This window comes from Xanthomonas sp. WHRI 7945 (assembly GCF_035026585.1).
This window is the reverse complement of sequence record NZ_JAYIQP010000003.1, coordinates 287,910-310,624: the sequence shown is the minus strand read 5'-3', so window position 1 is coordinate 310,624 and position 22,715 is coordinate 287,910. Positions and strand designations below refer to the sequence as shown.

Below are 22,715 nucleotides of genomic sequence, written 5' to 3'. Positions count from 1 at the left end.
AGCGGCTTCAGCCGCGACAGGATCTATCGGTAAGACCTGTCGCGGCTGAAGCCGCTCCTACAAAAAGCAGATGGAGCAGATGCCGCGCGCTACTTCCCCAGCGCAGCGTTCAGCGTCGCCGCCAGATCCGCGCCGGCCTGGCGCAGCTGCGCCTCGGCGACCGGGCGCCAGGTCGTCACGTAGTCCGGCGGCAACTTGGCGCCGGGCGGGTAGAAGCCCGGGCGCAGCATGATCCGGCAAGAGGCTTCGGCCCAGGCCGCGGCCGGCGGCGGCAGCGCGCTGCCGGCAGGCGCGGGCGCCGGCAGCGGCTGAGCCTGCAACTGCGTCAGGTAGTGCGCCTCGTCCAGGCCGCGGCTGCGCAGCAGCCCGCTGTCCCACAGCGCGTGCAGGTTGCTGCCCTTGCCCTCGAACTGGATCTGGAAGGTGTTGGCGCCCTTGTCGCGCGCATAGCCGGCGTGCAGCGGCTGCTGGATGTCGCCGGCGAAATGCACCACGAATTTCAGCGCCTGGGCGCGCGCCGCCTGCGGTTGGCTGCGGTCGGCCAGGATCGCGGCCTGGCGGCGCAGCGCTTCCACTGCGCAGTTGCCGTCGGGGCAGTCGCGGTTTTCCTCGTAGTGGCACTGGTCTTCGCCGAGGTTGACGTAGTGCCAGGGGCCGGTGCGCTTGCCCATGTCCGGGTCGCTTTCGCGCAATTGGTCGGCCCAGTTGGCGACGCCGGCCAGGGTCGGCTCGGGTTCGCCCTGCAGCAGTTGCTGGACCTGCGCGCGTGCCTGTGGAGTGAGTTTGGAATCGGCCAGGTCGGCGACCAGGCGATGGCCCAGCGGGCCCCAGGCGAAGGCGGCCGACGGCGCGGCGGCCAGGGCCGCGGCGAGCGCGGCGGAAACGAAGAGAGAGGATTTCATGCGCGGATTCTAGCCGGCGCCGATGACGTTGCCATGGCCGCGTCATCGCGCCGTTGCGCAACCGCTAAGCCTCGCCCACGCGGCGAGGCCCGCGAGCGCGTTGGATCAGAAGTACATCATGTAGGCGACGCCGTAGGTGATCGGGTCGAGCTTGGCCTCGCCGAGCTTGCCGCTGTTCACTTCCACGTCGCTGCGCATGCTGGTCCAGCGCGCGTCCACGCGCAGCGCGCTGCGCTCGCCCACGGCGAAGTCCACGCCGGCATGCACCGCGGGGCCGAAGCTGTCCTTGAACTTGACGTCTTCCCTGGAGAACGCGCCCTTGCCGTCGGCGCCCAGGAAGGTGGTGTAGTTGAGGCCGACGCCGACGAACGGGGAGATGTCGCCGTTGCCGTTGAAGTGGTACTGCAGCGAGAACGTCGGCGACAGCGCCCAGGCGCGGCCGACATCGCCGCCCTGTTCCAGGCCGATCTTCTGCTGCCCGACCAGGGTCTGGATCTCCAGGCCGAGGTTGCCGCGGAAGAAGTATTCGTAGCTGAACGAGAGCGCCGGCGTGGTGTCGGCGCTGAAACGCTGGTCGCTGCCCTCCAGCGTGCCGTTCGACGAGCCGGGCACCATGCCGTGGATGCCGTAGCTGGTGGTGTAGTGGCCGGCCGACTGTGCCGCGGCGGGCAGGGCGATGGCAGCGAGGGCGGCGACGGCGAGACGGCGGAACAGGCGTGGCTTCATTGGGGACCCCGGTGGACGGCGAATGGGCGGATGCGAATCCCAGTGCCGGCCCGGCGGCGGCCGATCCACATCCTTGTGGAGCCTAGTCTGCCAGAGAAGCGGCGTCGCCGTGCAGCCCTCAGAACTTCATCACATAGGCCAGGCCGTACACCAGCGGATCGATCTGCGCGGTGCCCATGCTGGCGCCATCGACCTTGACCTTGCTGTCGATGTCGGCCCAGCGCAGGTCCACCCGCAGCGCCGAGGTGTCGGTGAGCGCGAAGTCCACGCCGACGTGCGCGGCCAGGCCCCAGGAATCTTCCAGCTTGAGCTTGGTGCCGGCCAGCGCGCCGCTGGTGTCCTCGCTGAAGAAGGTGGTGTAGTTGATGCCGGCGCCGACGAACGGGGAGACCTTGCCGGCGCTGTTGAAGTGGTACTGCAGCGAGACCACCGGCGGCAGGTGCTTGGTGCTGCCGACCTTGCCGACGCCCTTGACGTCGATATCGTGCTTGAACGGCAGCGCGGCCAGCACCTCGATGCCCAGGTCCTGGCGAACGAAGTATTCGAAGGTGACGGTCGGCTTGATGTCGCTGCCTATGCTCAGCGGCAGCGTGCCGCCGGCCAGCTTGCCGTTGTCGGATTTCGGATTGACCTGGTGGGCGCCGATGCCCACGGTCCAGTCGCCCTGCGACTGCGCCAGCGCGGGCAGGGCGCACAGCGAAAGGGCGGCCGCCAGGCCGGACAGCAGGAGGGGGGAGGTCTTGCGCATGATGAGGTCTCGGTTGGGTGTGGGCGCAGTGTCCTGCCAAGGGCTGCGCGCCGCCTTGATCCTGATCAAAACCGGGTGCAGGGCGCGATACGGCCGGCCTGATAGAATGTCGTCCCCCTTCCATCCGCCGCGTCAGGCGCGGCCGCAGGAGCTACTGAAATGGCAATCAAGGTTGGCATCAACGGTTTCGGTCGCATCGGACGCAATGTGCTGCGCTCGGCGGTACAGAATTTCGGCAGCGACATCGAGATCGTCGCCATCAACGACCTGCTCGAGCCCGACTACCTGGCCTACATGCTGCAGTACGATTCGGTGCACGGCCGCTTCGACGGCGAGGTGTCGGTCGACGGCAATCACCTGGTGGTCAACGGCAAGAAGATCCGCCTGAGCCAGGAACGCGATCCGGCCGCGCTGAAGTGGGACGAGGTCGGCGCCGAGGTGGTGATTGAATCCACCGGCCTGTTCCTGACCAAGGACACCGCGCAGAAGCACCTCGACGCCGGCGCCAAGAAGGTGATCCTGTCGGCGCCGTCCAAGGACGACACGCCGATGTTCGTGTACGGCGTCAACGACAGCACCTACGCCGGCCAGGCGATCGTCTCCAACGCCAGCTGCACCACCAACTGCCTGGCGCCGCTGGCCAAGGTGATCAACGACAAGTGGGGCATCAAGCGCGGCCTGATGACCACCGTGCACGCGGCCACCGCCACCCAGAAGACCGTGGACGGCCCCAGCAACAAGGACTGGCGCGGCGGCCGCGGCATCCTGGAGAACATCATCCCGTCCAGCACCGGTGCGGCCAAGGCGGTCGGCGTGGTGATTCCGGAGTTGAACAAGAAGCTGACCGGCATGAGCTTCCGCGTGCCGACCTCGGACGTGTCGGTGGTCGACCTGACCGTGGAACTGGAAAAGCCGGCCACCTACGCCGAGATCTGCGCCGAGATCAAGGCGCAGAGCGAAGGCGCGCTGAAGGGCATCCTCGGCTACACCGAGGACAAGGTCGTGGCTACCGATTTCCGCGGCGACGCGCGCACCTCGATCTTCGACGCCGACGCCGGCATCGCCCTGGACAGCACCTTCGTCAAGCTGGTGTCCTGGTACGACAACGAGTGGGGCTATTCCAACAAGTGTCTGGAGATGGTCAAGGTGGTGGCGAAGTAAGCCAGGCCGCGTCCGCACCGTCGCGCCGGATTCATCGCTTTGCCGGGGCTTGCCGTGCAATGTCCCGGCGGTGAATCTGGCGGTTGAATCGGCGGGCGACGGGGGAATGCAAAAAGGAGCGCAACTGCGCTCCTTTTTGTTTGAGACATGCCAGGAGCCGATCGGTCGGCACCTGATGCGCTTGCATGGCTATGCCTGGCGAGGTGCCCTCATGTCAGGCGGATGCGCCGGTTACAGCGAGTCCTTGGAGTTGTTGTCTTCGGTCTGCTCGTAGTCGGTGACGACGCCTTTCGCATCGTAGGAAACGGACAAGCTATAGCCTTTGACGTTGCGCGCGCCAACACCATGTTTCTGCGCCTCGTTCACTGCCTGTCCGGTGTGCCAGCCGGGCAACATTCCCCTGACGATTCCGCCCACGGTCTCGCGCACTTTCTCGCCATGCGATTCGGTGGGACTGTAGCTCCAGGACGTCTCATATCCGCCTTCCTTCGCGGAGGCTCTATGCACATAGTCCGGATCGCCATAGATGGCGCGAACCTCTTCCTTCGTCGTCTTGCCGAGGACCAAGTTCTTCTTCAGCGCTTCGGTCGTGTAGAGGCTCGGGTCGTCCACCTTTGCGGCGAATGCCGGAGCAGCGAAGGTGGCGGCCAGCATGGCCGAGATGCAAAGCGTGCGAAAAGGTTTCATGGTCATGTCCGTTTACCTTGTGATTGCGCCTGAATTTCAAATTCCATCCATACCATGCTGACACACCCGCATTCGGCTCGCATCAGCGATGCGCGCCGAGCTTAGGCATGCCGAAACGGCACCGTCAATATGATATTTGCGCTCATGCGCATTCATGCGGGTCGATGCACGCTGCATGGCGCATGGGCCTGCGGACAGCGCCCGCGTTGCGCGTGGTCGGCGGACCACTGCAAGCTCGGAGAGCGTCTTGTGATGGGGTGCGCTCTTTCCGACATCGGTTGCCAGCGATGGCAGCCAAAGGAGGGGCGTGCGACGTGTTGGCTCTGCAGACGGCGTCCCGCCGAGCCAGCAGCCGCGGCGAGCGCGCTGGCGCCCGCGGCGGTATCGCGTCACCGCTGGCGGCGTGCGTGCATGTGGCGTTGCGGGGCGCCGCGATCACGCCGCGCCGCGCGTGTCTGTCTCCAGGCCCGGGTCCAACGATGCGAGCAGGGTGGCGCGGCAGGTGGCGAGGATCTCGTCCGCCAGCGGCGAATCGTCGGGGCAGGCCCGCGACATGACGATCGCGCCGAGGGCGTGCGCCAGCATGTCCAGGCGCTTGGCGCGCGCTTCGCCGGGGCTGCCGCCGGTCGCTGCAGCGTCCTCGCGTTCCAGGGCCGCCAGTATGCCTTCGATGCCGTCCGCGAACGCGGCCCGCACCGCCTCCGGCTGGCGCGCGGCGTCGCCGCCCAGCGCGGCCATGGTGCAGCCGACCGTGCGGGTATCGCGGTGCGCGCGCGACACATAGCGACGGACGAATTCCGGCGTATCGATTCCACCGACCTGGGCCACCGTCTGCGCGATCCCGCACGCCGTCGCCTCCGCCGCCAGGTCGGCCTTGGACGCGAAGTGCTTGTAGAAGCCGCCGTGGGTGAAACCGGCGGCGGCCATCAGATCGGCCACGCCGATCCCCTCGTAGCCGCGCTCGCGAAACAGCGCGGACGCGGTTTCGACGATATGCGCCCGGTTCGCCTGCGCCTGCGCCTTGCTGACCTTCATCGCGAATGCCCTCCAGTGTCGCCTTTTCCAGGGCCAAGGATACATTGATGCTGGTCATCATCAAAACATTGACAAGTTAGATTATGGTCGTCATCATTGCGTGGATGCTTCGATTCACCTGTTTCCCGGGGGCGCCCGTCCATCGCCGCGACGCGCCGCATTGCGGTGCCGATCGTCGCGCCGCCGGCACGCCTCCACCTTCGAGAACCACGCCACCATGTCCGACACCGCACTGTTCACGCCGTACCCGCTGGGCTCGCTGACGCTCGCCAACCGCATCGTCATGGCGCCGCTGACCCGCAATCGCGCCGGCAAGGGCCTGGTGCCCAGCGAACTGGCCGCCACCTACTACGCCCAGCGCGCGTCCGCAGGCCTGTTGATCACCGAGGCGACGCAGATCTCGGCGGACGCGCAGGGCTACCAGGACACGCCCGGCATCTACACCCCGGCGCAGATCGAAGGATGGCGCGCGGTCACCGACGCGGTGCATGCCAAGGGCGGGCGCATCTTCGTGCAGCTGTGGCACGTCGGCCGCGTCTCGCACGTGGACCTGCGTCCCGGCGGGACCGCGCCGGTGGCGCCTTCGGCGATCGCCGCCGCCACCAAGACCTTCGTCAACAACGGCTTCGCCGACGTCTCCGCGCCGCGCGCGCTGGAGCGCGACGAGCTGCCGCGCATCGTGGACGACTTCCGCCAGGCCGCAGTCAACGCCATCGCCGCCGGCTTCGACGGCGTGGAGCTGCATGGCGCCAACGGCTACCTGCTGGAGCAGTTCGTCAAGGACGGCGCCAACCAGCGCAGCGACGCCTACGGCGGTTCCATCGAGAACCGCGCGCGCCTGCTGCTGGAGGTCGCCGCGGCGGTGGCCGCGGCCATCGGTGCCGACCGTACCGGCGTGCGCATCTCGCCAGTGTCGCCGGCCAACGGCATCTCCTGCAGCGATCCGCAGCCGCAGTACGACTACATCGCCGCGCAACTCAGCGCGCTGGGCATCGTCTACCTGCATGTGGTGGAGGGCGCCACCGGCGGGCCGCGCGACGTGGCGCCGTTCGATTACGCGGCGCTGCGCAGCCGCTTCAAGCAGACCTACCTGGCCAACAACGGCTACGACCCGGCGCTGGCCAGCGCCAGCCTTGCCGCCGGCAGCGCCGACCTGTTCGCCTTCGGCCGCGCGTTCATCGGCAATCCCGACCTGGTGGAGCGGTTGCAGGCCGGCGCGCCGCTGGCCGCCCCGGATCCGGCCACGCTCTACGGCGGCGGCGCCAAGGGCTACATCGATTACCCGACGCTGGCCGAGCGCGCCAGCGCCTGAGCGGCACCGTCGTCCCACCGGCCACGTCGTCGTGGCCGCACTTTCCCTTTCGATCCGAAGAGACCACTCGCATGAGCAGCACCTCCACCGTCCTCATCACCGGCGCCTCCAGCGGCATCGGCGCCGTCTACGCGCAGCGCTTCGCCCAGCGCGGCCACGACCTGGTCCTGGTCGCACGCGACAAGACCCGCCTGGACGCGCTCGCCGCGCGCCTGCGCGTGGAGCACAAGGTCGCGGTCGACGTACTGCAGGCCGATCTCACCGCAGCGGCCGACGTTGCGCAGGTCGAAGCGCGCCTGCGCGACGACGCGCGCATCGGCATCCTCATCAACAACGCCGGCATGGCCCAGTCCGGCGGCTTCGCCGAGCAGACGGGCGAGGGCGTCGAACGCCTGCTGGCGCTCAACACCACCGCGCTGACGCGGCTGGCGGTGGCGATCGCGCCGCGGCTGGCGCAGTCCGGCAGCGGCGCGATCGTCAACATCGGCTCGGTGGTCGGCCTGGCGCCGGAATTCGGCATGACCGTGTACGGCGCGACCAAGGCCTTCGTGCTGTTCCTGTCGCAGGGCATGAACCTGGAACTGGCGCCCAAGGGCGTGTACGTGCAGGCGGTGCTTCCGGCGGCCACCCGCACCGAGATCTGGGAGCGCGCGGGCATCGACGTCAACACGCTGCCCGAGGTGATGGACGTCGAGGAACTGGTCGATGCGGCGCTGATCGGCTTCGATCGCCGCGAACTGGTGACCATCCCGCCGCTGCACGACGCCGACCGCTGGGACGCCCTCGACGGCGCCAGGCAGGCGCTGCTGGGAAGCATCCGCCAGGCCAATGCCGCCGAACGCTACCGGTCGGCGGCCTGAAGCCTGCAGCCCCTCACCTGTCGCGATCGAGACCATCACCATGAAACCGCAACGCGACAGCTGGGTGCTGATCACCGGCGCATCGAGTGGATTCGGCGAGGAATTCGCCCGGCAGTACGCGGCACGCGGTCACAGGCTGATCCTGGTCGCGCGGCGCCTGGACCGGCTCGATGCGCTGGCGCAGGCGTTGCGGCAGCGGCACGGCGTGGAGGTCCTCGTCGAACAGGTGGATCTGTCGCAGATCGCGGCCGTGCGCCGGCTCCACGCCGGCCTGCAGGCGCGCGGCATCGACGTCGAGGTGCTGATCAACAATGCCGGGCACGGGCTGCAGGGGCGGTTCCTGGCGGCCGAGCTGGAGCCGGTGCTGTCGATGATCCAACTGGATATCGCCAGCCTGACCGCGATGACCCACCTGTTCGGCCAGGACATGCAGCGGCGCCGGCACGGGAAGATCCTGCAGGTGGCCAGCCTGCTGGCCTACCAGGGCGTGGAAGACTTCGCGGTGTATTCGGCCGCCAAGGCCTACGTCCTGCGCCTGGGCGAGGCGCTGCATCGCGAGTTCGCCCGCGATGGCGTCACCGTGACCACGCTGTGTCCGGGACTGACCGACACCGGCTTCGCGCGCGTCGCGCAGCAGCGGATCACGCCGCAGCTCGCGGCGTTGATGATGCAGACGCCGCCGGTGGTGCGTGCCGGCATGCGCGCGCTGGACGCCGGTCGCATCAGCGTGGTGCCCGGGCTGATCAACAAGTTGAACGCGGTCTTCATGTGGACGACGCCGCGCTGGATCCACCAGGCCGTGCTGTCGCGCATCCTCAACCGGTGACGGTCATGCGCCCGGGTTTCCGCTCGCTGTCGGTGCTGACCTCGCTGCTGTTCCTGGCGATCGCCTGCACCTGGATGTTCTCGCCGGGTGCGATGCTGGCGAACTGGGACGTCGGCGCTTCGCCTTCGGCCGAGCTGATGGCGCGACGCGGGGCCGCGCTGTATGCGGGCCTGAGCGTGATGTTCTTCATGGCGCGCGGCGCGGCGCCGTCGCCGGCGCGTTCGGCGCTGGTGGCGGGCTTCGTCACCGCCTGTACGTTGCTGGCGGCGCTGGGCATCGGCGAACTGGCCAGCGGGCACGCAGGCCGCGGGATCCTGGTCGCAGTGATGCTCGAAATCGTGTTCGTCCTCGGGTTCGTTCTGGTCAGGGAAACATCATGAAAGCGTTCTTCATCGACGGCTATGGCAACAAGCACCCGGGCCGGATCGGCGAGCTGCCCGAACCGGAGCTGCGCGACGACGATGTGCTGGTGGAGGTGCATGCCGCCGGCGTCAACGTGCTCGACGCGAAGATCCGCAAGGGCGAGTTCAAGCTGATCCTGCCGTACCGCTTTCCGCTGGTGCTGGGCAACGACGTGGCCGGCGTGGTGCTGCGGGTCGGGGCCGGCGTGCGCCGTTTCAAGCCCGGTGACGCGGTGTATGCGCGTCCCGACCAGACCCGCATCGGCAGCTTCGCCGAACGCATCGCGGTCAAGGAAAGCGCACTGGCGCTGAAGCCCGCCAACCTCGGCATGGAGGAAGCCGCCTCGGTTCCGCTGGTCGCGCTGACCGCATGGCAGGCCCTGGTGGAAACGGCGGGGCTGCAGAAAGGGCAGAAGGTGCTGATCCATGCCGGCTCCGGCGGCGTCGGCAGCATCGCCATCCAGCTCGCCAAGCACCTTGGTGCCTTCGTCGCGACCACCACCGGCACCGGCAACGTCGGCTGGGTGAAGGCGCTGGGCGCCGACCTGGTCATCGACTACCGGACGCAGGACTTCGCGACCCTCGTGCGCGACTACGACGTCGTCCTCAACAGCCTGGGCAACGACGTGCTGGAGAAATCCCTGCGCGTGCTCAAGCCCGGCGGCAAGCTCATTTCCATCTCCGGCCCGCCGGACCCGGACTTCGCCGCGCAACAGGGGCTGGCGTGGCCGCTGCGGCAGGTGATCCGCCTGCTCAGCGGCGGCATCCGCAGGAAGGCCAGGCGGCGCGGCGTCAGCTACGCCTTCCTGTTCATGACCGCCAACGGCGACCAGTTGCGCGAGATCGGCGCGCTGATCGAGGCCGGGATCCTCACCCCGGTGCTGGACCGGGTGTTCCCGTTCGAAGCGACGGCGCAGGCACTGGCCTACGTCGAGAGCGGGCGCGCCAAGGGCAAGGTGGTGATCAGGGTCGGCCAGCACTGAGCGTGCGCGCCGCCCCGAGCGCAGCGCGCTACAGCGCCTGCAGGATCAGCGAGTGCCAACCGGTGCGATAGGTTTCGTAGCCGGGCGAGGCGGCGTGCGCGATGCAGTGCGGACGCCCGTCGAGGTCGCTCAACACCGCGCCGCGCGGTTGCTTGAACAGCGCTTCGCGGCCGGGGAAGTCGATCCGTTCCTGCAGCATGCGGCCGGCCGAATCGGCCAGGACCTGGCCGCGCTGGTCGACGATGCACACCCGGCTGCGGCCCCATTCCTGTTCCGACAGCGGGGTGCGCTGCACCACCGTCTGCGCCAGCGCGTCCCAGCGGAACACGATGCCGAGCACGCCCAGCACGCGCCCATCGACACGGCCGCCGTCGCGCACCGTGCACGCATACACCAGCACGCGTTCGCCGTCGGCCAGGGTGCTGGCATGCACGTCCTGGAAGCCGAATTCCTCGCCGCTGCGGGTGCGCGCGGCGGTTTCGAACCAGGCCTGCGCGGACACGTCGCTGCCGACCGAGGCGTACTGCTGCGGGCGGCCGTTGGCCAGGACGCGGCCGTCGGTGCCGGCCAGCACCAGGTCGAAGTACACCGTGTACGAGTCCAGGATCTGGCCCATGCGCCGCGACGCATAGGCGAGTTCCTCGTCGTCGCGGCCGTGGCGCGCGGCGGCGACGATGGCCGCATCGGTCGCCCACCAGCGCACGTCGCAGCTGCGTTCGTAGAGGTTGCGGTCGATCAGGTCGATGTTGCTCAGCGCCAGTTCGCTCAGGCGCGTGCGGCGCACGTCGTCCTGCAGCCGCTGCAGGGTGTGGCCCATGTCGGCGCTGGTGCTGGCGGCGACCTTGTCCAGGTCCTGGGTGGCATCGGCGACGCGCCGCGACAGCACGTCCATTTCCTGCGCGATGACGCTGAAGCCGCGTCCGGCCTGGCCGATCCGCGCCGACTCGATGCGCGCGTTCATCGAGATCACGTGGGTGGTGCGGTTGATCTCGTCGATGCGTTGCAGCGAACGCCGCAACTGTCCGAGCAGTTGGTCGGACAGGCCGACCACCGAACGGATATGGTCGTCGATGCCCGCTTCGGTGGGTTGGGCTGGCAGGTTCATTGGCACACTGTCGGTGGGAGGGAGGGGAACAGCGGGCGCAACGTGGGATAAGGGAGTTAGCGGCCGCCGATGCACCGGCTTTAGCGGCGCGTGCGCACCGCTGCGCGGCGCGAACCCTTGCCATGCCTGGGCTGCGTGTCCGCGGCCCGGGCCGCGCCGAGGCCGAACTCGTCTACCATCTGCGCCAGGACCGGCGTCGCCGGACCATTGGCACGCCGCGTTGCGGTGCGCCGCCTTGGGGATGGATGCCGGATGGAAGCGTTGATCGTGTTGGTGGTGGTGGCGGTACTGGCGGTGCCGGTGCTGCTGATCGTGTTGCTGGTGTCGTTGTCGGGTGTGCGCCGGCGCGTGGGGGTGCTGGAACTGCAGCTGGCGCACTTGCGCGGTGCGGCGCCGCGGGCGGCGCAGGCCGATAGCGAAGCCGAAGCCGAATTCGATGCCGGGTTCGAGCAACGCGATGCGGCGGAAGGTCCGGTCTTCGTCACTGCGCCTGTCGTCATCGCACCCGCAGCGCCCACGCCACCGCCGCTGCCGCCGCAGTTCGCCCGCGCATCTACAGTGCGCGACGTTGCGGACACGGATGCCGACACGGCTGCTGCGCCAGCGCCGGAGACATATGTGCCGCAGGGCCCAGGCCCGCTCGAACGGCTGCTGGCCGGCGCCAAACGCTGGTTCACCGAAGGCAACGTGCCGGTCAAGATCGGCATGCTGGTGTTGCTGGCCGGTGTCGCCGCGTTGCTCAAGTACGCCGGCGACCAAGGCTGGTTGCGGATGCCGATCGAGCTGCGCTACGCCGGCATCGCCGCCGCGGCGCTGGCCGGGCTGGGCTTCGGCTGGCGCCAGCGCGAACGCAAGCGCAGCTTCGCGCTGGCCCTGCAGGGCGGCGCGATCGGCGTGCTGCTGCTGACCGTGTTCGCCGCGTTCAAGCTGTCGGCGCTGATTCCGGCCGGCGCCGCGTTCGCGCTGAGCATCGTGCTGGTGGCCAGCATGTGCGTGCTGGCGGTGGTGCAGGAATCGCGTACGTTGGCGGTGCTGGCCACGCTGGCCGGGTTCCTGGCGCCGATCTGGCTGTCCACCGGCAGCGGCAACCATGTCGGCCTGTTCTCCTACTACGCGGTGCTGAACGCGGCGGTGTTCGCGATCGCCTGGTACCGGCCGTGGCGGGTGCTCAACCTGCTCGGGTTCGGTTTCACCTTCGGCATCGGCACGCTGTGGGGCGTGCTGCAGTACCAGCCGGCGAAATTCGCCAGCACCGAGCCGTTCCTGCTGCTGTTCTTCGCCTTCTACCTGTTGATCCCGATCCTGTACGCGCGGCGCCAGCCGGCCACGCGCGGCAACCTGGTCGACGGCAGCCTGGTGTTCGGCACGCCGCTGGTCGCGTTCTCGCTGCAGGCCGGGCTGCTGCGCGGCGACGGCCTGGCGTTGGCGCTGTGCGCCCTGGGCCTGGCGGCGATCTACGCGCTGCTGGCCGCGGCGCTGATCCGGCGTACCCGCTTTGAGGTGCTCGGCCAGGCCTACGCGCTGCTGGCGGTCGGTTTCGCCACACTGGCGGTGCCGTTGGCGCTGTCCGCGCGCGCCACCGCCAGCATCTTCGCGCTGGAAGGCGCGGCGCTGGTGTGGCTGGGGCTGCGGCAGCGGCGCTGGTTGCCGCAGTTCAGCGGCGCCGGCCTGCAGCTGGCCGCGGCGATCGGCTTCGTGCTGGGGCTGGATGCGGCCTGGCAGGACACCCAGGCCGTGGCCAACGCGACCTTCATGAGCGGCGCGCTGCTGGCCCTGGCCGGTTTCGCCAGTGCCTGGAGCTATCGCCGCGCGGGCGCCGCCATGCCGGCGCTGGCCTATTACCTGTGGGGCCTGGCGTGGTGGTGCGGGATCGGGGTCGCGGAGATCGGACGCTTCGTCGACTATGCGGCGCGTGCCGATGTCTGGCTGGCGTTCGTTGCGCTCAGCGGCTGGCTGGCCGCCGAGGCGCAGCGGCGTTGGCCGGCGCGCGCGCTGGCGGCGACCACGCTCGGCGGCTTGCTGCTGGCGCTGCCGCTGGCGGCGCTGCAGGCCGATGCGCATGGCCAGCCGTTCGCCGGACACGGCGCCTGGGCCTGGACGCTGTTCGCGGTGCTCGGCGTGCGCAGCCTGATCTGCCTGCGCGGCAGCGGCGGTGGCGTGGCGAAGGCGGCGCAGTTCGTGTGGTGGCTGGTGTGGCCGTCGGTGCTGTCGCTGCTCGGCATGTGGCTGGCGCGGCGCTTCGACCTGGCCGAGGGCTGGCAATGGGCGTTGCTGCTGGCGCCGTGGCTGCTGGCGGCGGCGCTGTCGCTGCTGCGCTGGCGCTGGTTGGCCGCGCCGCTGGGGGCGGACTTCGATCCTTGCCGCAGCGTGCTGCAGGGCAGCTATTTCGGCCTGCTCGGGGTGGCCTGGCTGTGCACCCTGTTCGTGCCCGGCGCCAGTGCGCCGCTGCCGTGGGTGCCGCTGCTCAATCCGCTGGAACTGAGCCAGTTGCTGGTACTGGCGCTGGCCGCACGCTGGCTGTGGTCGCCGACCCTGCCGGCGGCGCTGCGCGGCTGGCGCCTGCAATTGCTGGCCGGCGGCGGTTTCCTGTGGATCACCAGCGTGACCCTGCACGCGGTGCACTACTGGAGCGGCGCGCCGTGGAGCGGGCTGCTGTCCGACGGCGTGGCGCAGACCAGCCTGACCGTAGTGTGGAGCGTGCTCGGCGTGCTCGGCTGGGTGCTCGGCTCGCGCCGCCGCCAGCGCGGCCTGTGGCTGGCCGGCGCGCTGCTGATGGCGGTGGTGCTGGGCAAGCTGCTGCTGGTGGATCGCGGCAATCTCGGCAACGTCGCCGGCATCGCCTCGTTCATCGCCTACGGCCTGCTGTGCACCGTGGTCGGCTATTTTGCGCCGGCGCCGCCGCGCGCCACCGAACCGGCCGAGGAGGCCCATCCATGAACCGCCTGATCTTTCCGGCCTTGCTGCTGGCGTTGTCGCCGCTGGCGGCATCCGCCGCCAGCCAGCGCGACGACTATGCGCAGCAATGGCCGCTGACCCTGCAGGATGCCGACGCCGGCGCCTACCGCGTGCAGCTCGACGACGCGGTGTACCGCAGCGCGCATCGCGCCTCGCTGGGCGACGTGGAGGTGTTCAACGCCGCCGGCGACGCATTGCCGTCCGCGCTGTTCGCCGCCGAACAGGCCGAAACCACGCCGCGCCGGCAGCCGCTGCCGTGGTTTCCGCTGCCGCCGGTGGCCGGTGGCGGCGCCGACGACCTGGAGTTGATCGCCGAGCGCGACGCCGACGGCAGCGTGCGCGGCATCCGCGCGCGCGTCGCCAGCACCCCGACCGGCGCGAGCGAGGCAGGTTGGCTGATCGACGCCAGCGCGCTGCGCGAGCCCTTGCACGCGCTGTCGCTGCAATGGGCCGCCGATGCGCAGCCGCGGCAGGCGCGCTACCGGGTCGAGGCCAGCGACGATCTGCGCGATTGGGAAATGCTGGTGCAGGAGGCGACGCTGGTCGACCTGGCCAACCAGGGCAATCGCCTGCAGCAGCTGCGGATCGCCATCGACAGCCGCGCGCGCTATCTGCGGCTGCTGCCGTTGTCGTCGTCGCCGCTGCCGCGCCTGACCGGGGTGGAAGCGGAACTGGCGCCGGCGCCTGCCGCCGCCGACTGGCACTGGCAGCAACTGGATGCGCTGCGCGCCGACCCGGCGCAGCACAGCTTCGACTTCGCCTCGCCCGGTCGCTATCCGGTCGCGCAGCTGGACATCGCGCTGCCCGGCAACAGCGCGATCGAATGGCGCGTGCAGAGCCGCGACAGCGACGAGGCGCCGTGGCAGGACCGGGCCGGGCCGTGGGTGGCCTACCAGGTCGGTGCCGGCGCTGGCCGCTCGCCGCCGCAGGCCCTGGCGCAACCGGTGCGCGATCGCTACTGGCGATTGCTGGCTACGCAGGACCCGGGCCGGCAACGGCCGGCGCTGCGCCTGGGCTACCAGCCGGAAACGCTGATCTTCCTGGCCCAGGGTGCGCCGCCCTACGCACTGGCGGCCGGCAGCGCACGCACCCAGCGCGCCGCCGCGCCGCTGGCGACCACGCTGCAGGCCCTGCGCACGCAACGCGGTCCGCAATGGACGCCGGCCACCGCCACGCTCGGCGCGGCGGTGCCGCTGGCCGGTGCCGCGGCATTGCAGGCGCCACCGCCACCGCGCGACTGGAAGACCTGGCTGCTGTGGGCGCTGCTGGTCGGCGGCGCACTGATCGTGGTCGGCTTCGCCTTCAGCCTGTTGCGCAAGCCGGCCACGCCCGGCGCGGACTGAGCGACCGGGCTGCGGGCGGCGCGGCGCGCGCCTGTGCCCGCGTAGCGGCCCGGGCGCGTTTGCCGCCCGCGGCCCGGCATCCGCGCCACGCTCGACGTTGCGCGACGTCCCGATTTGCCGCTGCACGGCCGACGCCGGACAATGCCCTTCTTTCGTCGCCGGCGCGCGATGGCCGAGCGCGCCGACAGCGGGCGTTGCAGCGGCGACGCCCATGCTGCGCGGCAGCTTCCCTTCCCCCGCAACCCCCACGATAGCGAGCAATCGACAATGCCCATCCTGCGAATGACCGATCTCGACCTGTCCGGCAAGCGCGTGCTGATCCGGCAAGACCTGAACGTGCCGATCGACGACAACGGCCAGATCACTTCCGAGCAGCGCATCCTGGCGTCGGTGCCGACGCTGCGCCACGCGCTGGAGCAGGGCGCGGCGGTGATGGTGACCTCGCACCTGGGCCGGCCCAAGGAAGGCGTGTGGACGCAGGCCGATTCGCTGGCGCCGGTCGCCGCGCGGCTGGCCGCGCTGCTCGGCACCGAGGTGCCGCTGCTGCGCGACTGGATCGACGGCGTGGACGTGCAGCCCGGCAAGATCGTGCTGCTGGAGAACTGCCGCATGAACGTCGGCGAGGGCAAGGACGACGAGGCGCTGGCGAAGAAGTACGCGGCGCTGTGCGACGTGTTCGTGATGGACGCGTTCGGCACCGCGCACCGCGCCCAGGCCTCCACCCACGGCGTGATCCGCTTCGCCCCGGTGGCGGCCGGCGGCCCGCTGCTGATGGCCGAGCTGGACGCGCTGGCCAAGGCGCTGGAGCACCCGGCCAAGCCGCTGCTGGCGATCGTCGCCGGCAGCAAGGTCTCGACCAAGCTGGAGCTGCTGTCGAACCTGGTCAACAAGGTCGAGCAGCTGATCGTCGGCGGCGGCATCGCCAACACCTTCATCGCCGCGGCCGGCTACCCGGTCGGCAAGTCGTTGTGCGAGCCGGACCTGCTCGACACCGCGCGCAAGATCGTGGCCGACGCCAATGCGCGCGGCGCGGCGATCCCGCTGCCCACCGACGTGGTGGTGGCCAAGCAGTTCCTGCCCGACGCGCAGGCCACGGTGAAGGCATTGGCCGACGTCGCCGACGACGACCTGATCCTGGACATCGGCCCGCAGACCGCCGCGCACTACGCCGAGCTGATCGGCAAGGCCGGCACCGTAGTCTGGAACGGCCCGGTCGGCGTGTTCGAGTTCGATGCGTTCGGGCACGGCACCGAAACCCTGGCCCGCGCCATCGCCGCCTCGCCGGCGTTCTCCATCGCCGGCGGCGGCGACACCCTGGCCGCGGTCGACAAGTACGGCATCGCCGGGCAGGTGAGCTACATCTCCACCGGCGGCGGCGCGTTCCTGGAATTCCTGGAAGGCAAGACCCTGCCGGCGGTGGCCGCATTGCAGGCGCGCGGCGCATGAGTGCCGATCCGCTGTTCTTCGACCTGGACGGCACCCTGGTCGATTCGGAGATCGGCATCGTCGGCAGCATTGCGCACGCGTTCGAGCAGCTGAACCAGCCGGTGCCGGCGCCGGACGCGCTGCGCGCCTGGATCGGCCCGCCGTTGCGCGACAGCTTCCACGCGCATTTCGACGATCCGGCGGTGGTCGAGCAGGCGCTGGCGCTGTACCGGCAGCGCTACGACGAGCGCGGCTGGCGCGAGCACACGGTGTTCCCGGAGATCGGCGCGGCGGTCGAGGCATTGGCCGCGGCCGGCCACCGCATGGCGGTGGTGACGTCGAAGAACGAACGCTTCGCCCGGCGCATCGTGCAGACGCTGCCGTTCGCCGCGCATTTCGAGGAGATCGTCGGCGCCAGCGACGACGGCCAGCGCCGCTTCAAGCCGGACCTGATCGCCGAGGCGCTGCGGCGGCTGGCATTGCAGCCGGCGCAATGCGTGATGATCGGCGACCGGCGCATGGACATCGACGGCGCCAACCACCACGGCATGCGCAGCATCGGCGTGCTGTGGGGCTTCGGCGACGAGGCGGAACTGCGCCAGGCCGGTGCCAGTGCGCTGGCGCAAGTTCCGGGGCAGTTGCTGGAGTTGGTTGGCTGATGGTTGGGGACCGGGGACTCGGGACTCGGGACTCGGGACTCGGGACTCGGAAAAGCGGTTGCGCTGCCGGTCGTCCGTCTACGGGCGATGACCGGTCTGCGCGTGCTGTTCGCGCAGGCCTGGCAGTGGCCAGCGGTGTCGGCTTCGCGTGGCAATCCGGCAGTGGCACAGCGTGGTAAAAGGCGCGCTTTCCGGCGTGGCGCCGCGTCGCTGGGTTTCGCGCAACGGCAATATCGAGTCCGCATACTGTCCCGCACTGTCCGCAAGACATGCATGAATCCGCAGCGCGCTATGCCGATTCGCCATCCTGCCGAAGCGGTGCTTGTGCTAGTTTTAACGGCTTTTCCAGGGAATGATGTCATGATCGAACGCCAGCGCCGCACCAAGATCCTCGCCACCCTCGGCCCGGCGACAGATCCACCTGGCGTGCTCGAGGACCTGTTCCGCGCCGGCGTCAACGTCGTGCGCCTGAATTTCTCGCATGGCGACCCCTCCGGCCAGGCCAAGCGCGCCGCCGAAGTGCGCGCCGCCGCGCAGCGCGTGGGCAGCGAAGTGGGCATCCTCGCCGACCTGCCGGGCCCGAAGATCCGCATCGAGCGCTTCGCCACCGGCAAGGTGTCGCTGAAGGCCGGCGCGCGCTTCGATCTGGTCGCCGACCCCAATGCGCCGGCCGGCGACGAGCAGCAGGTCGGCGTCAGCTACCTGGGCCTGCCCAACGACGTCAAGCCGGGCGACGTGCTGCTGCTCGACGACGGCCTGCTGCAGCTGCAGGTGGTCGAGGTCGACGGCCCGCGCATCGTCAACACCGTGCTCAACGACGGCGTGCTGTCCGACCGCAAGGGCCTGAACAAGCAGGGCGGCGGCCTGTCGCTGGGCGCGCTGACCGAGCGCGACAAGGAGCTGATCGGCATCGTCGCCAAGATCGGCGTGGATTTCATCGCGGTGTCGTTCTGCCGCAACGCGCAGGACATGCACGACGCGCGCCGCATCGCCGAGCAGCATGGCTGCTACGCCGCGCTGGTGTCGAAGATCGAGCGCACCGAGGCGATCGAGAACCTCACCGAGATCGTCGAGGCCAGCGACGTGGTGATGGTCGCGCGCGGCGACCTCGGCGTGGAGATCGGCGATGCCGAGCTGCCGGGCCTGCAGAAGAAGATCATTCGCGAGTCGCTGGCGCAGAACAAGGTGGTGATCACCGCCACGCAGATGCTGCAGTCGATGGTCGAGAACCCGATCCCGACCCGCGCCGAGGTGCTGGACGTGGCCAACGCGGTGATCGACGGCACCGACGCGGTGATGCTGTCGGCCGAGACCGCCGCCGGCGCCTATCCGGTCAAGGCGGTGCAGGCGATGGCCCGCATCTGCCTGGGCGCCGAGCGCCAGTTCGAGATGGACACCGACTTCGAGGCCGCGCAGCGCAACCTCGAACGCGCCGACCAGGCGATCGCGATGGCGACCATGTTCCTGTCCGAGCACATCGGCCTGAGCGGCGTGGTCACCCTGACCGAATCCGGCGGCACCCCGCGCTTCCTGTCGCGCTTCCGTTCGAAGATGCCGATCTACGCGTTCACCCGCCACGACGGCGCGCGCCGCGGCATGGCGATGATGCGCGGCGTGTTCCCGATCAACTTCGACAGCCGCGGCCTGACCCCGCGCGAGGCCGCGCGCGCGGCGATCCGCCTGCTGGTCGAGGCCGAGCGCATGGGTCCCGGCGACCGCGTGGTGTTCACCAGCGGCGAGCACATGGAAACGCACGGCGCGACCAACACCCTGCGCCTGCTCGAGGTCGGCCCCGACGGCCGCGCCAGCGGCCTGGGCGAGCTGTAGCCGAAAGCCGGGTCGCCCGCGACCGACAGGACCGCGCGATGGCCGCCATCGCGCGGTCTTTTTTTGCCTGCCGTGCGGGCCGCCGCAACCGCAACGCGCCGCTCGCGCCGACGACTCTTCGCATCGGCAGTGCCCTTGCCGGACCTAGAAAAGCTAGCGGCATCACGACCTGCGCCACGGTGCCGCTGCAACATCGCAAGCCGCAGGGCGATTCTTGTCACGCGATGGCAATGCACGTGCGCTCGCGCAGTGCGTCTACCGGTGGAAACGGTTGCAGGCATTCCGTGAAGGAATGGGCGGCGTTTGCCGCGATATACTTCGGGTTTCCCCCGTGCCATAGGAATTCCATGAGCATCGAACAGCTTGCCGAAACCGCACAGGCAATGGTCGCCCCGGGCAAGGGCATCATCGCGATCGACGAATCCACCACGACCATCGCCAAGCGCTTCGCCAGCGTCGGCATCGAGAATGTCGAGGAGAACCGCCGCGCGTATCGCGAGCTGCTGCTGACCACGCCGAAGCTGAGCGAGCACATCTCCGGCGCGATCCTGTACGACGAGACCATCCGCCAGAAGACCAAGGACGGCGTGCCGTTTCCGAAGTACATGGCCGAGCACGGCATCATCCCCGGGATCAAGGTCGACAAGGGCACGCATCCGCTGGCCGGCATGCCCGGCGAGTTGATCACCGAAGGCCTGGACGGCCTGCGCGCGCGCCTGGAGGAGTACTACAAGCTCGGCGCGCGCTTCGCCAAGTGGCGCGCGGTGATCACCATCGGCGAGGACATCCCGTCGGGCGTGTGCATCGAGACCAATGCGCACGCGCTGGCGCGCTACGCGGCGCTGTGCCAGGAGCAGGGCCTGGTGCCGATGGTGGAGCCGGAAGTGCTGATGGACGGCAACCACGACATCGAGACCTGCTACGAGGTCACCGAGGCCACGCTGCGTTCGCTGTTCGGTGCGCTGTACGAGCAGAACGTTGTGCTGGAAGGCACCATCCTGAAGGCCTCGATGGTCATCGCCGGCAAGGACTGCGACGAGCAGGCCAGCGTCGAGGAAGTGGCCGAGTCCACCGTGATGTGCCTGAAGAGCACCGTGCCGGCGATCCTGCCGGGCATCGTGTTCCTGTCCGGCGGCCAGACCGACGAACAGTCCACCGCGCATCTCAATGCGATGAACCAGATCGGCACCCTGCCGTGGCCGCTGAGTTTCTCCTACGGCCGTGCGATGCAGCAGGCCGCGCTGAAGCTGTGGGCGCAGGACATGAAGGGCAACTTCGCCAAGGCGCAGCAGGTGGTCTACGAGCGCGCCAAGGAAAACGGCCTGGCCGCACTGGGCAAGTGGCAGGACTGAGGTCGGCGCCACCGCTGGAGTAAGCAAGAACGCCGGCAACTGCCGGCGTTCTTCGTTTCGCAATGCGTCGCCGCGCCTCGCTTCGTTTCACGCCTGTCCGGCCCGAGCCCGCCATGCTCTCGGCACGCGTTTGGATCAACGCGTTTTGCCCAGCCGCTGCACGAGGTAGTCGACGAAGCAGCGGACCCGCGCCGGGGTATGCGTGCCGCCGACGAACACCGCATGGACCTCCTCGCCGTCGCCAGGGTTGAACTCCTGCAGGAGCGCGACCAGCTGGCCGGCCTGGATCGCGTCCTCTGCCGTCTCGGCACACACCCGCGCGATCCCCAGGCCTTCGATGGCGAGCTGGCGTTGGGTCTCGCCATTGTTGGTTTCCACGCTGCCCTTGATCGGCAACGCGTAGTCGCGCCCGTCCTTGCGGAAGGGCCAGGTCGGGGCGGCGCGCTTGAAGTTGAAGCCGATGCAGTCGTGCGCGTGCAGATCCTCCGGGACGACTGGCGTACCGCGGCGCGCGAGATACCCAGGCGCGGCCACGATCACCTTGTGGGTCTGGCCAAGCGTGCGGGCCGTGAGCAGGCTGTCGGGGAGGGGGCCGAGCCGCACCGCAACGTCCGCCTGGCCGGCGGCGATGTCGACGACGGCATCGGTGGAGATCACCTCGAGCAGGATGCCGGGGTGGCTGTGGATGAAGTCGCGCAGAAGCGGCACCACGAACATCCGGCCGTAGGTGAGCGAGAGGCTCACGCGCAGGCGCCCCTTGGGCGAGCTCTGGTCGGCGATCAACTGCTCGGTTTCGCGCAGGTCCGCCAGGATCCGCCGCGCGGAGGACAGGTAGGTCGCGCCTTCCGGCGTCAGCCTCAGGGCCCGTGTCGTCCGCAGCAACAGGCGGACGCCGAGGCGCGCTTCGATCCGGTCGACGACCCGTGCGATGGACGACGGCGCCAGCTTCAGCCGGCGTCCCGCCGCCGAGAAACTGCCGGCCTCGGCCACCAGGGTAAAGACTTCCAGTTCGCCAGCGATGTCCATTGGGGCAGCTTGTGCGAAGAACGCAAAGGTGTTGAGCGCCATTCTAATATAGACATGGGGTGTGCCCGATCTCTATCGTTGCGTCGGCCGAAAGACTCAAGTTCCAGCCGATGAACGCACCGCTCGCCAACCGACGTGGCGGCAACTCTGAGCGACGCGAGGTAACCCATGGTCTCGCCCTACACGATCGACATTCCAGATGCGCGGCTCGCCAGCATCAAGGCAAAAGTGGATGCCTACGACTGGAGCCAGCTCGCCGACGCCGGAGGATGGAGCGCAGGCGTGGGGATCGACGACCTCAAGCGGCTCGTCGCCTACTGGCGAGGCAGCTACGATTGGCGGGCGACCGAACGGCGCCTCAACCGGCTCCCCAACTTCACCACCGAGGTCGAGGGCGAGCGCCTGCATTTCGTCCACCTGCGCGGCGACGGATCCAAGCCGCCGCTGCTGCTCCTGCACGGCTGGCCGGGCTCGTATCTTGAATTCGAGCGGCTCCTCGAGCCCCTGGCGGCGGACGGGCACGACGTCGTCGTTCCGTCTCTCCCAGGCTTCGCCTTTTCCACGCCGATCACCGGCGTCATCGGCCCGCGCCGGGCCGCCGAGCTCATGCACACGCTGATGGTCCGGCTGTTCGGACAGCAGGCGCGTTACATCGTCCAGGGCGGCGACTGGGGCGCGCATATCGCAAGCTGGATGGCCTTCCTGCGACCCGATGCGCTGCTCGGCTTCCACATCAACATGGTGAGCATCTTCGCCAGCGACGCCGCTGCCACGACCGCACAGGAGAAGGACCTGATCGCCCGCCGCGATGCGATTCTCGACCTGGAGACCGGCTATGCGCACCAGCAGCGCACGCGCCCGCAGACGTTGGGCGTGGCGATGGCCGACAGCCCGGTCGGCGTGGCAGGCTGGATACTCGAGAAGATCGGCAAGTGGGCCGATCTTACGACGCGGGCCGATGGCGGCCCGGACATCTGGAGCAAGTTCTCGGAGGAGGAATTGCTCACCAATATCATGCTGTATGTCGCACCCGCGGCCGCCGTCACCTCGACGTGGATCTATCACGGCCAGCGGCTGGAAGGGTCTGACCGCTTTCCCGCCGCAACGCGCATCGCGGTGCCCACCGGCGTGGCGGCCTTTCCCGATCCGGTGTTTCTGCCCACTCCGTGCACCTTCGCCGAGAAGACGTATCCCATCGTGCATTGGAGCCAGATGCGCAGAGGCGGCCACTTCGCCGCCTGGGAGGAGCCGCAGCTGATGCTCGACGACTTGCGCGCCTTCGTCGCCACGGCCCTGGCGCGCTCCTGAGGCTTGCTGCTGCAGTGCCTGCGCTGCTGCGCGGGCTCGGCGGCATCGGCGTGGCGCGCTCCGCTGGGCGTGCA

The 22,715-nt window shown here is 69.3% G+C and carries 20 protein-coding genes; 13 read left to right on the top strand and 7 right to left on the bottom strand.

What is annotated here, in order from left to right:
- Nucleotides 1-89 precede the first annotated feature (89 nt).
- The 3 genes from VDQ83_RS04445 to VDQ83_RS04435 all read right to left on the bottom strand — a co-directional run bounded on the left by VDQ83_RS04445 (nt 90) and on the right by VDQ83_RS04435 (nt 2,376).
- Nucleotides 90-902: a S1/P1 nuclease gene (locus VDQ83_RS04445; protein WP_455434001.1), complete on the bottom strand. Its 813-nt coding sequence runs from the start codon at nt 900-902 to the stop codon at nt 90-92.
- 105 nt (nt 903-1,007) lie between these two features.
- The gene (locus VDQ83_RS04440; RefSeq protein WP_263395533.1) at nt 1,008-1,628 is read right to left on the bottom strand and encodes an OmpW/AlkL family protein; all 621 of its coding nucleotides are present in this window, start codon (nt 1,626-1,628) and stop codon (nt 1,008-1,010) included.
- 118 nt (nt 1,629-1,746) lie between these two features.
- Entirely contained in the window at nt 1,747-2,376 is a 630-nt protein-coding gene (locus VDQ83_RS04435) for an OmpW/AlkL family protein (protein WP_263395532.1), read from the bottom strand.
- A 159-nt stretch (nt 2,377-2,535) separates the two neighbouring features.
- Here VDQ83_RS04435 and gap point away from each other — a divergent pair, with 159 nt between their 5' ends.
- On the top strand, nt 2,536-3,537 hold the full coding sequence (gene gap / locus VDQ83_RS04430; RefSeq protein ID WP_455434000.1) for a type I glyceraldehyde-3-phosphate dehydrogenase: 1,002 nt from the start codon (nt 2,536-2,538) through the stop codon (nt 3,535-3,537).
- Between the two features lie 231 nt (nt 3,538-3,768).
- On the opposite strand, the gene VDQ83_RS04425 is transcribed toward gap, so the two are convergent.
- Together VDQ83_RS04425 and VDQ83_RS04420 are read right to left on the bottom strand one after the other, a co-directional pair.
- Nucleotides 3,769-4,230, bottom strand: a complete 462-nt coding sequence (locus VDQ83_RS04425; protein WP_263395530.1) for a hypothetical protein — start codon at nt 4,228-4,230, stop codon at nt 3,769-3,771.
- Between the two features lie 429 nt (nt 4,231-4,659).
- The gene (locus VDQ83_RS04420) at nt 4,660-5,259 is read right to left on the bottom strand and encodes a TetR/AcrR family transcriptional regulator (protein WP_455433999.1); all 600 of its coding nucleotides are present in this window, start codon (nt 5,257-5,259) and stop codon (nt 4,660-4,662) included.
- A 217-nt stretch (nt 5,260-5,476) separates the two neighbouring features.
- Between VDQ83_RS04420 and VDQ83_RS04415 the strand changes: the two genes are divergently transcribed.
- The 5 genes from VDQ83_RS04415 (at nt 5,477) to VDQ83_RS04395 (ending at nt 9,641) form a co-directional block, all read left to right on the top strand.
- The gene (locus VDQ83_RS04415; protein ID WP_455433998.1) at nt 5,477-6,571 is read left to right on the top strand and encodes an alkene reductase; all 1,095 of its coding nucleotides are present in this window, start codon (nt 5,477-5,479) and stop codon (nt 6,569-6,571) included.
- Between the two features lie 71 nt (nt 6,572-6,642).
- Nucleotides 6,643-7,431: an SDR family NAD(P)-dependent oxidoreductase gene (locus VDQ83_RS04410; RefSeq protein WP_455433997.1), complete on the top strand. Its 789-nt coding sequence runs from the start codon at nt 6,643-6,645 to the stop codon at nt 7,429-7,431.
- A 40-nt stretch (nt 7,432-7,471) separates the two neighbouring features.
- Nucleotides 7,472-8,257: an SDR family NAD(P)-dependent oxidoreductase gene (locus tag VDQ83_RS04405; RefSeq protein WP_455433996.1), complete on the top strand. Its 786-nt coding sequence runs from the start codon at nt 7,472-7,474 to the stop codon at nt 8,255-8,257.
- The gene (locus tag VDQ83_RS04400) at nt 8,200-8,637 is read left to right on the top strand and encodes a hypothetical protein (RefSeq protein ID WP_455433995.1); all 438 of its coding nucleotides are present in this window, start codon (nt 8,200-8,202) and stop codon (nt 8,635-8,637) included. Before VDQ83_RS04405 ends, VDQ83_RS04400 begins: the two co-directional genes overlap by 58 nt.
- A complete protein-coding gene (locus VDQ83_RS04395; protein WP_455433994.1) occupies nt 8,634-9,641 on the top strand; it encodes an NADP-dependent oxidoreductase in 1,008 nt (335 codons plus the stop codon). The genes VDQ83_RS04400 and VDQ83_RS04395 overlap by 4 nt, the downstream gene beginning before the upstream one ends.
- Before the next feature lie 28 nt (nt 9,642-9,669).
- On the opposite strand, the gene VDQ83_RS04390 is transcribed toward VDQ83_RS04395, so the two are convergent.
- Nucleotides 9,670-10,746 (bottom strand): methyl-accepting chemotaxis protein, encoded by a 1,077-nt coding sequence (locus VDQ83_RS04390; RefSeq protein WP_455433993.1) that lies wholly within the window; start codon nt 10,744-10,746, stop codon nt 9,670-9,672.
- Nucleotides 10,747-10,998: 252 nt separating this feature from the next.
- Here VDQ83_RS04390 and VDQ83_RS04385 point away from each other — a divergent pair, with 252 nt between their 5' ends.
- The 6 genes from VDQ83_RS04385 to VDQ83_RS04360 all read left to right on the top strand — a co-directional run bounded on the left by VDQ83_RS04385 (nt 10,999) and on the right by VDQ83_RS04360 (nt 20,307).
- Nucleotides 10,999-13,683 carry a DUF2339 domain-containing protein gene (locus VDQ83_RS04385; protein WP_455433992.1) on the top strand — a complete coding sequence of 895 codons (2,685 nt, stop codon included), beginning with the start codon at nt 10,999-11,001 and terminating at the stop codon, nt 13,681-13,683.
- Complete coding sequence (locus tag VDQ83_RS04380) at nt 13,680-15,044, top strand: DUF3999 domain-containing protein (RefSeq protein ID WP_455433991.1); 1,365 nt, start codon at nt 13,680-13,682, stop codon at nt 15,042-15,044. The genes VDQ83_RS04385 and VDQ83_RS04380 overlap by 4 nt, the downstream gene beginning before the upstream one ends.
- 267 nt (nt 15,045-15,311) lie before the next feature.
- Nucleotides 15,312-16,490, top strand: coding sequence for a phosphoglycerate kinase (locus VDQ83_RS04375; protein ID WP_455433990.1), 1,179 nt, complete (start codon nt 15,312-15,314; stop codon nt 16,488-16,490).
- The gene (locus tag VDQ83_RS04370) at nt 16,487-17,128 is read left to right on the top strand and encodes an HAD-IA family hydrolase (RefSeq protein ID WP_455433989.1); all 642 of its coding nucleotides are present in this window, start codon (nt 16,487-16,489) and stop codon (nt 17,126-17,128) included. Before VDQ83_RS04375 ends, VDQ83_RS04370 begins: the two co-directional genes overlap by 4 nt.
- A 360-nt stretch (nt 17,129-17,488) precedes the next feature.
- Nucleotides 17,489-18,955 (top strand): pyruvate kinase, encoded by a 1,467-nt coding sequence (pyk, locus tag VDQ83_RS04365; RefSeq protein WP_263395518.1) that lies wholly within the window; start codon nt 17,489-17,491, stop codon nt 18,953-18,955.
- A gap of 347 nt (nt 18,956-19,302) precedes the next feature.
- Nucleotides 19,303-20,307: a class I fructose-bisphosphate aldolase gene (locus tag VDQ83_RS04360; RefSeq protein WP_455433988.1), complete on the top strand. Its 1,005-nt coding sequence runs from the start codon at nt 19,303-19,305 to the stop codon at nt 20,305-20,307.
- A gap of 135 nt (nt 20,308-20,442) precedes the next feature.
- Here the strand turns inward: VDQ83_RS04360 and VDQ83_RS04355 are convergent, their stop codons facing one another.
- The gene (locus VDQ83_RS04355; RefSeq protein WP_455433987.1) at nt 20,443-21,375 is read right to left on the bottom strand and encodes a LysR family transcriptional regulator; all 933 of its coding nucleotides are present in this window, start codon (nt 21,373-21,375) and stop codon (nt 20,443-20,445) included.
- A gap of 126 nt (nt 21,376-21,501) precedes the next feature.
- On the opposite strand from VDQ83_RS04355, the gene VDQ83_RS04350 reads away from it, so the two are divergent.
- Nucleotides 21,502-22,641 (top strand): epoxide hydrolase family protein, encoded by a 1,140-nt coding sequence (locus tag VDQ83_RS04350; RefSeq protein ID WP_455433986.1) that lies wholly within the window; start codon nt 21,502-21,504, stop codon nt 22,639-22,641.
- Nucleotides 22,642-22,715 lie beyond the last annotated feature (74 nt).

Coding starts and splice junctions, on each gene's coding strand:
- VDQ83_RS04445 (WP_455434001.1), bottom strand. CDS start 902: ATGAAATCCTCTCTCTTCGTTTCCGCCGCGCTCGCCGCGGCCCTGGCC.
- VDQ83_RS04440 (WP_263395533.1), bottom strand. CDS start 1,628: ATGAAGCCACGCCTGTTCCGCCGTCTCGCCGTCGCCGCCCTCGCTGCC.
- VDQ83_RS04435 (WP_263395532.1), bottom strand. CDS start 2,376: ATGCGCAAGACCTCCCCCCTCCTGCTGTCCGGCCTGGCGGCCGCCCTT.
- gap (WP_455434000.1), top strand. CDS start 2,536: ATGGCAATCAAGGTTGGCATCAACGGTTTCGGTCGCATCGGACGCAAT.
- VDQ83_RS04425 (WP_263395530.1), bottom strand. CDS start 4,230: ATGACCATGAAACCTTTTCGCACGCTTTGCATCTCGGCCATGCTGGCC.
- VDQ83_RS04420 (WP_455433999.1), bottom strand. CDS start 5,259: ATGAAGGTCAGCAAGGCGCAGGCGCAGGCGAACCGGGCGCATATCGTC.
- VDQ83_RS04415 (WP_455433998.1), top strand. CDS start 5,477: ATGTCCGACACCGCACTGTTCACGCCGTACCCGCTGGGCTCGCTGACG.
- VDQ83_RS04410 (WP_455433997.1), top strand. CDS start 6,643: ATGAGCAGCACCTCCACCGTCCTCATCACCGGCGCCTCCAGCGGCATC.
- VDQ83_RS04405 (WP_455433996.1), top strand. CDS start 7,472: ATGAAACCGCAACGCGACAGCTGGGTGCTGATCACCGGCGCATCGAGT.
- VDQ83_RS04395 (WP_455433994.1), top strand. CDS start 8,634: ATGAAAGCGTTCTTCATCGACGGCTATGGCAACAAGCACCCGGGCCGG.
- VDQ83_RS04390 (WP_455433993.1), bottom strand. CDS start 10,746: ATGAACCTGCCAGCCCAACCCACCGAAGCGGGCATCGACGACCATATC.
- VDQ83_RS04385 (WP_455433992.1), top strand. CDS start 10,999: ATGGAAGCGTTGATCGTGTTGGTGGTGGTGGCGGTACTGGCGGTGCCG.
- VDQ83_RS04380 (WP_455433991.1), top strand. CDS start 13,680: ATGAACCGCCTGATCTTTCCGGCCTTGCTGCTGGCGTTGTCGCCGCTG.
- VDQ83_RS04375 (WP_455433990.1), top strand. CDS start 15,312: ATGCCCATCCTGCGAATGACCGATCTCGACCTGTCCGGCAAGCGCGTG.
- VDQ83_RS04370 (WP_455433989.1), top strand. CDS start 16,487: ATGAGTGCCGATCCGCTGTTCTTCGACCTGGACGGCACCCTGGTCGAT.
- pyk (WP_263395518.1), top strand. CDS start 17,489: ATGATCGAACGCCAGCGCCGCACCAAGATCCTCGCCACCCTCGGCCCG.
- VDQ83_RS04360 (WP_455433988.1), top strand. CDS start 19,303: ATGAGCATCGAACAGCTTGCCGAAACCGCACAGGCAATGGTCGCCCCG.
- VDQ83_RS04355 (WP_455433987.1), bottom strand. CDS start 21,375: ATGGCGCTCAACACCTTTGCGTTCTTCGCACAAGCTGCCCCAATGGAC.
- VDQ83_RS04350 (WP_455433986.1), top strand. CDS start 21,502: ATGGTCTCGCCCTACACGATCGACATTCCAGATGCGCGGCTCGCCAGC.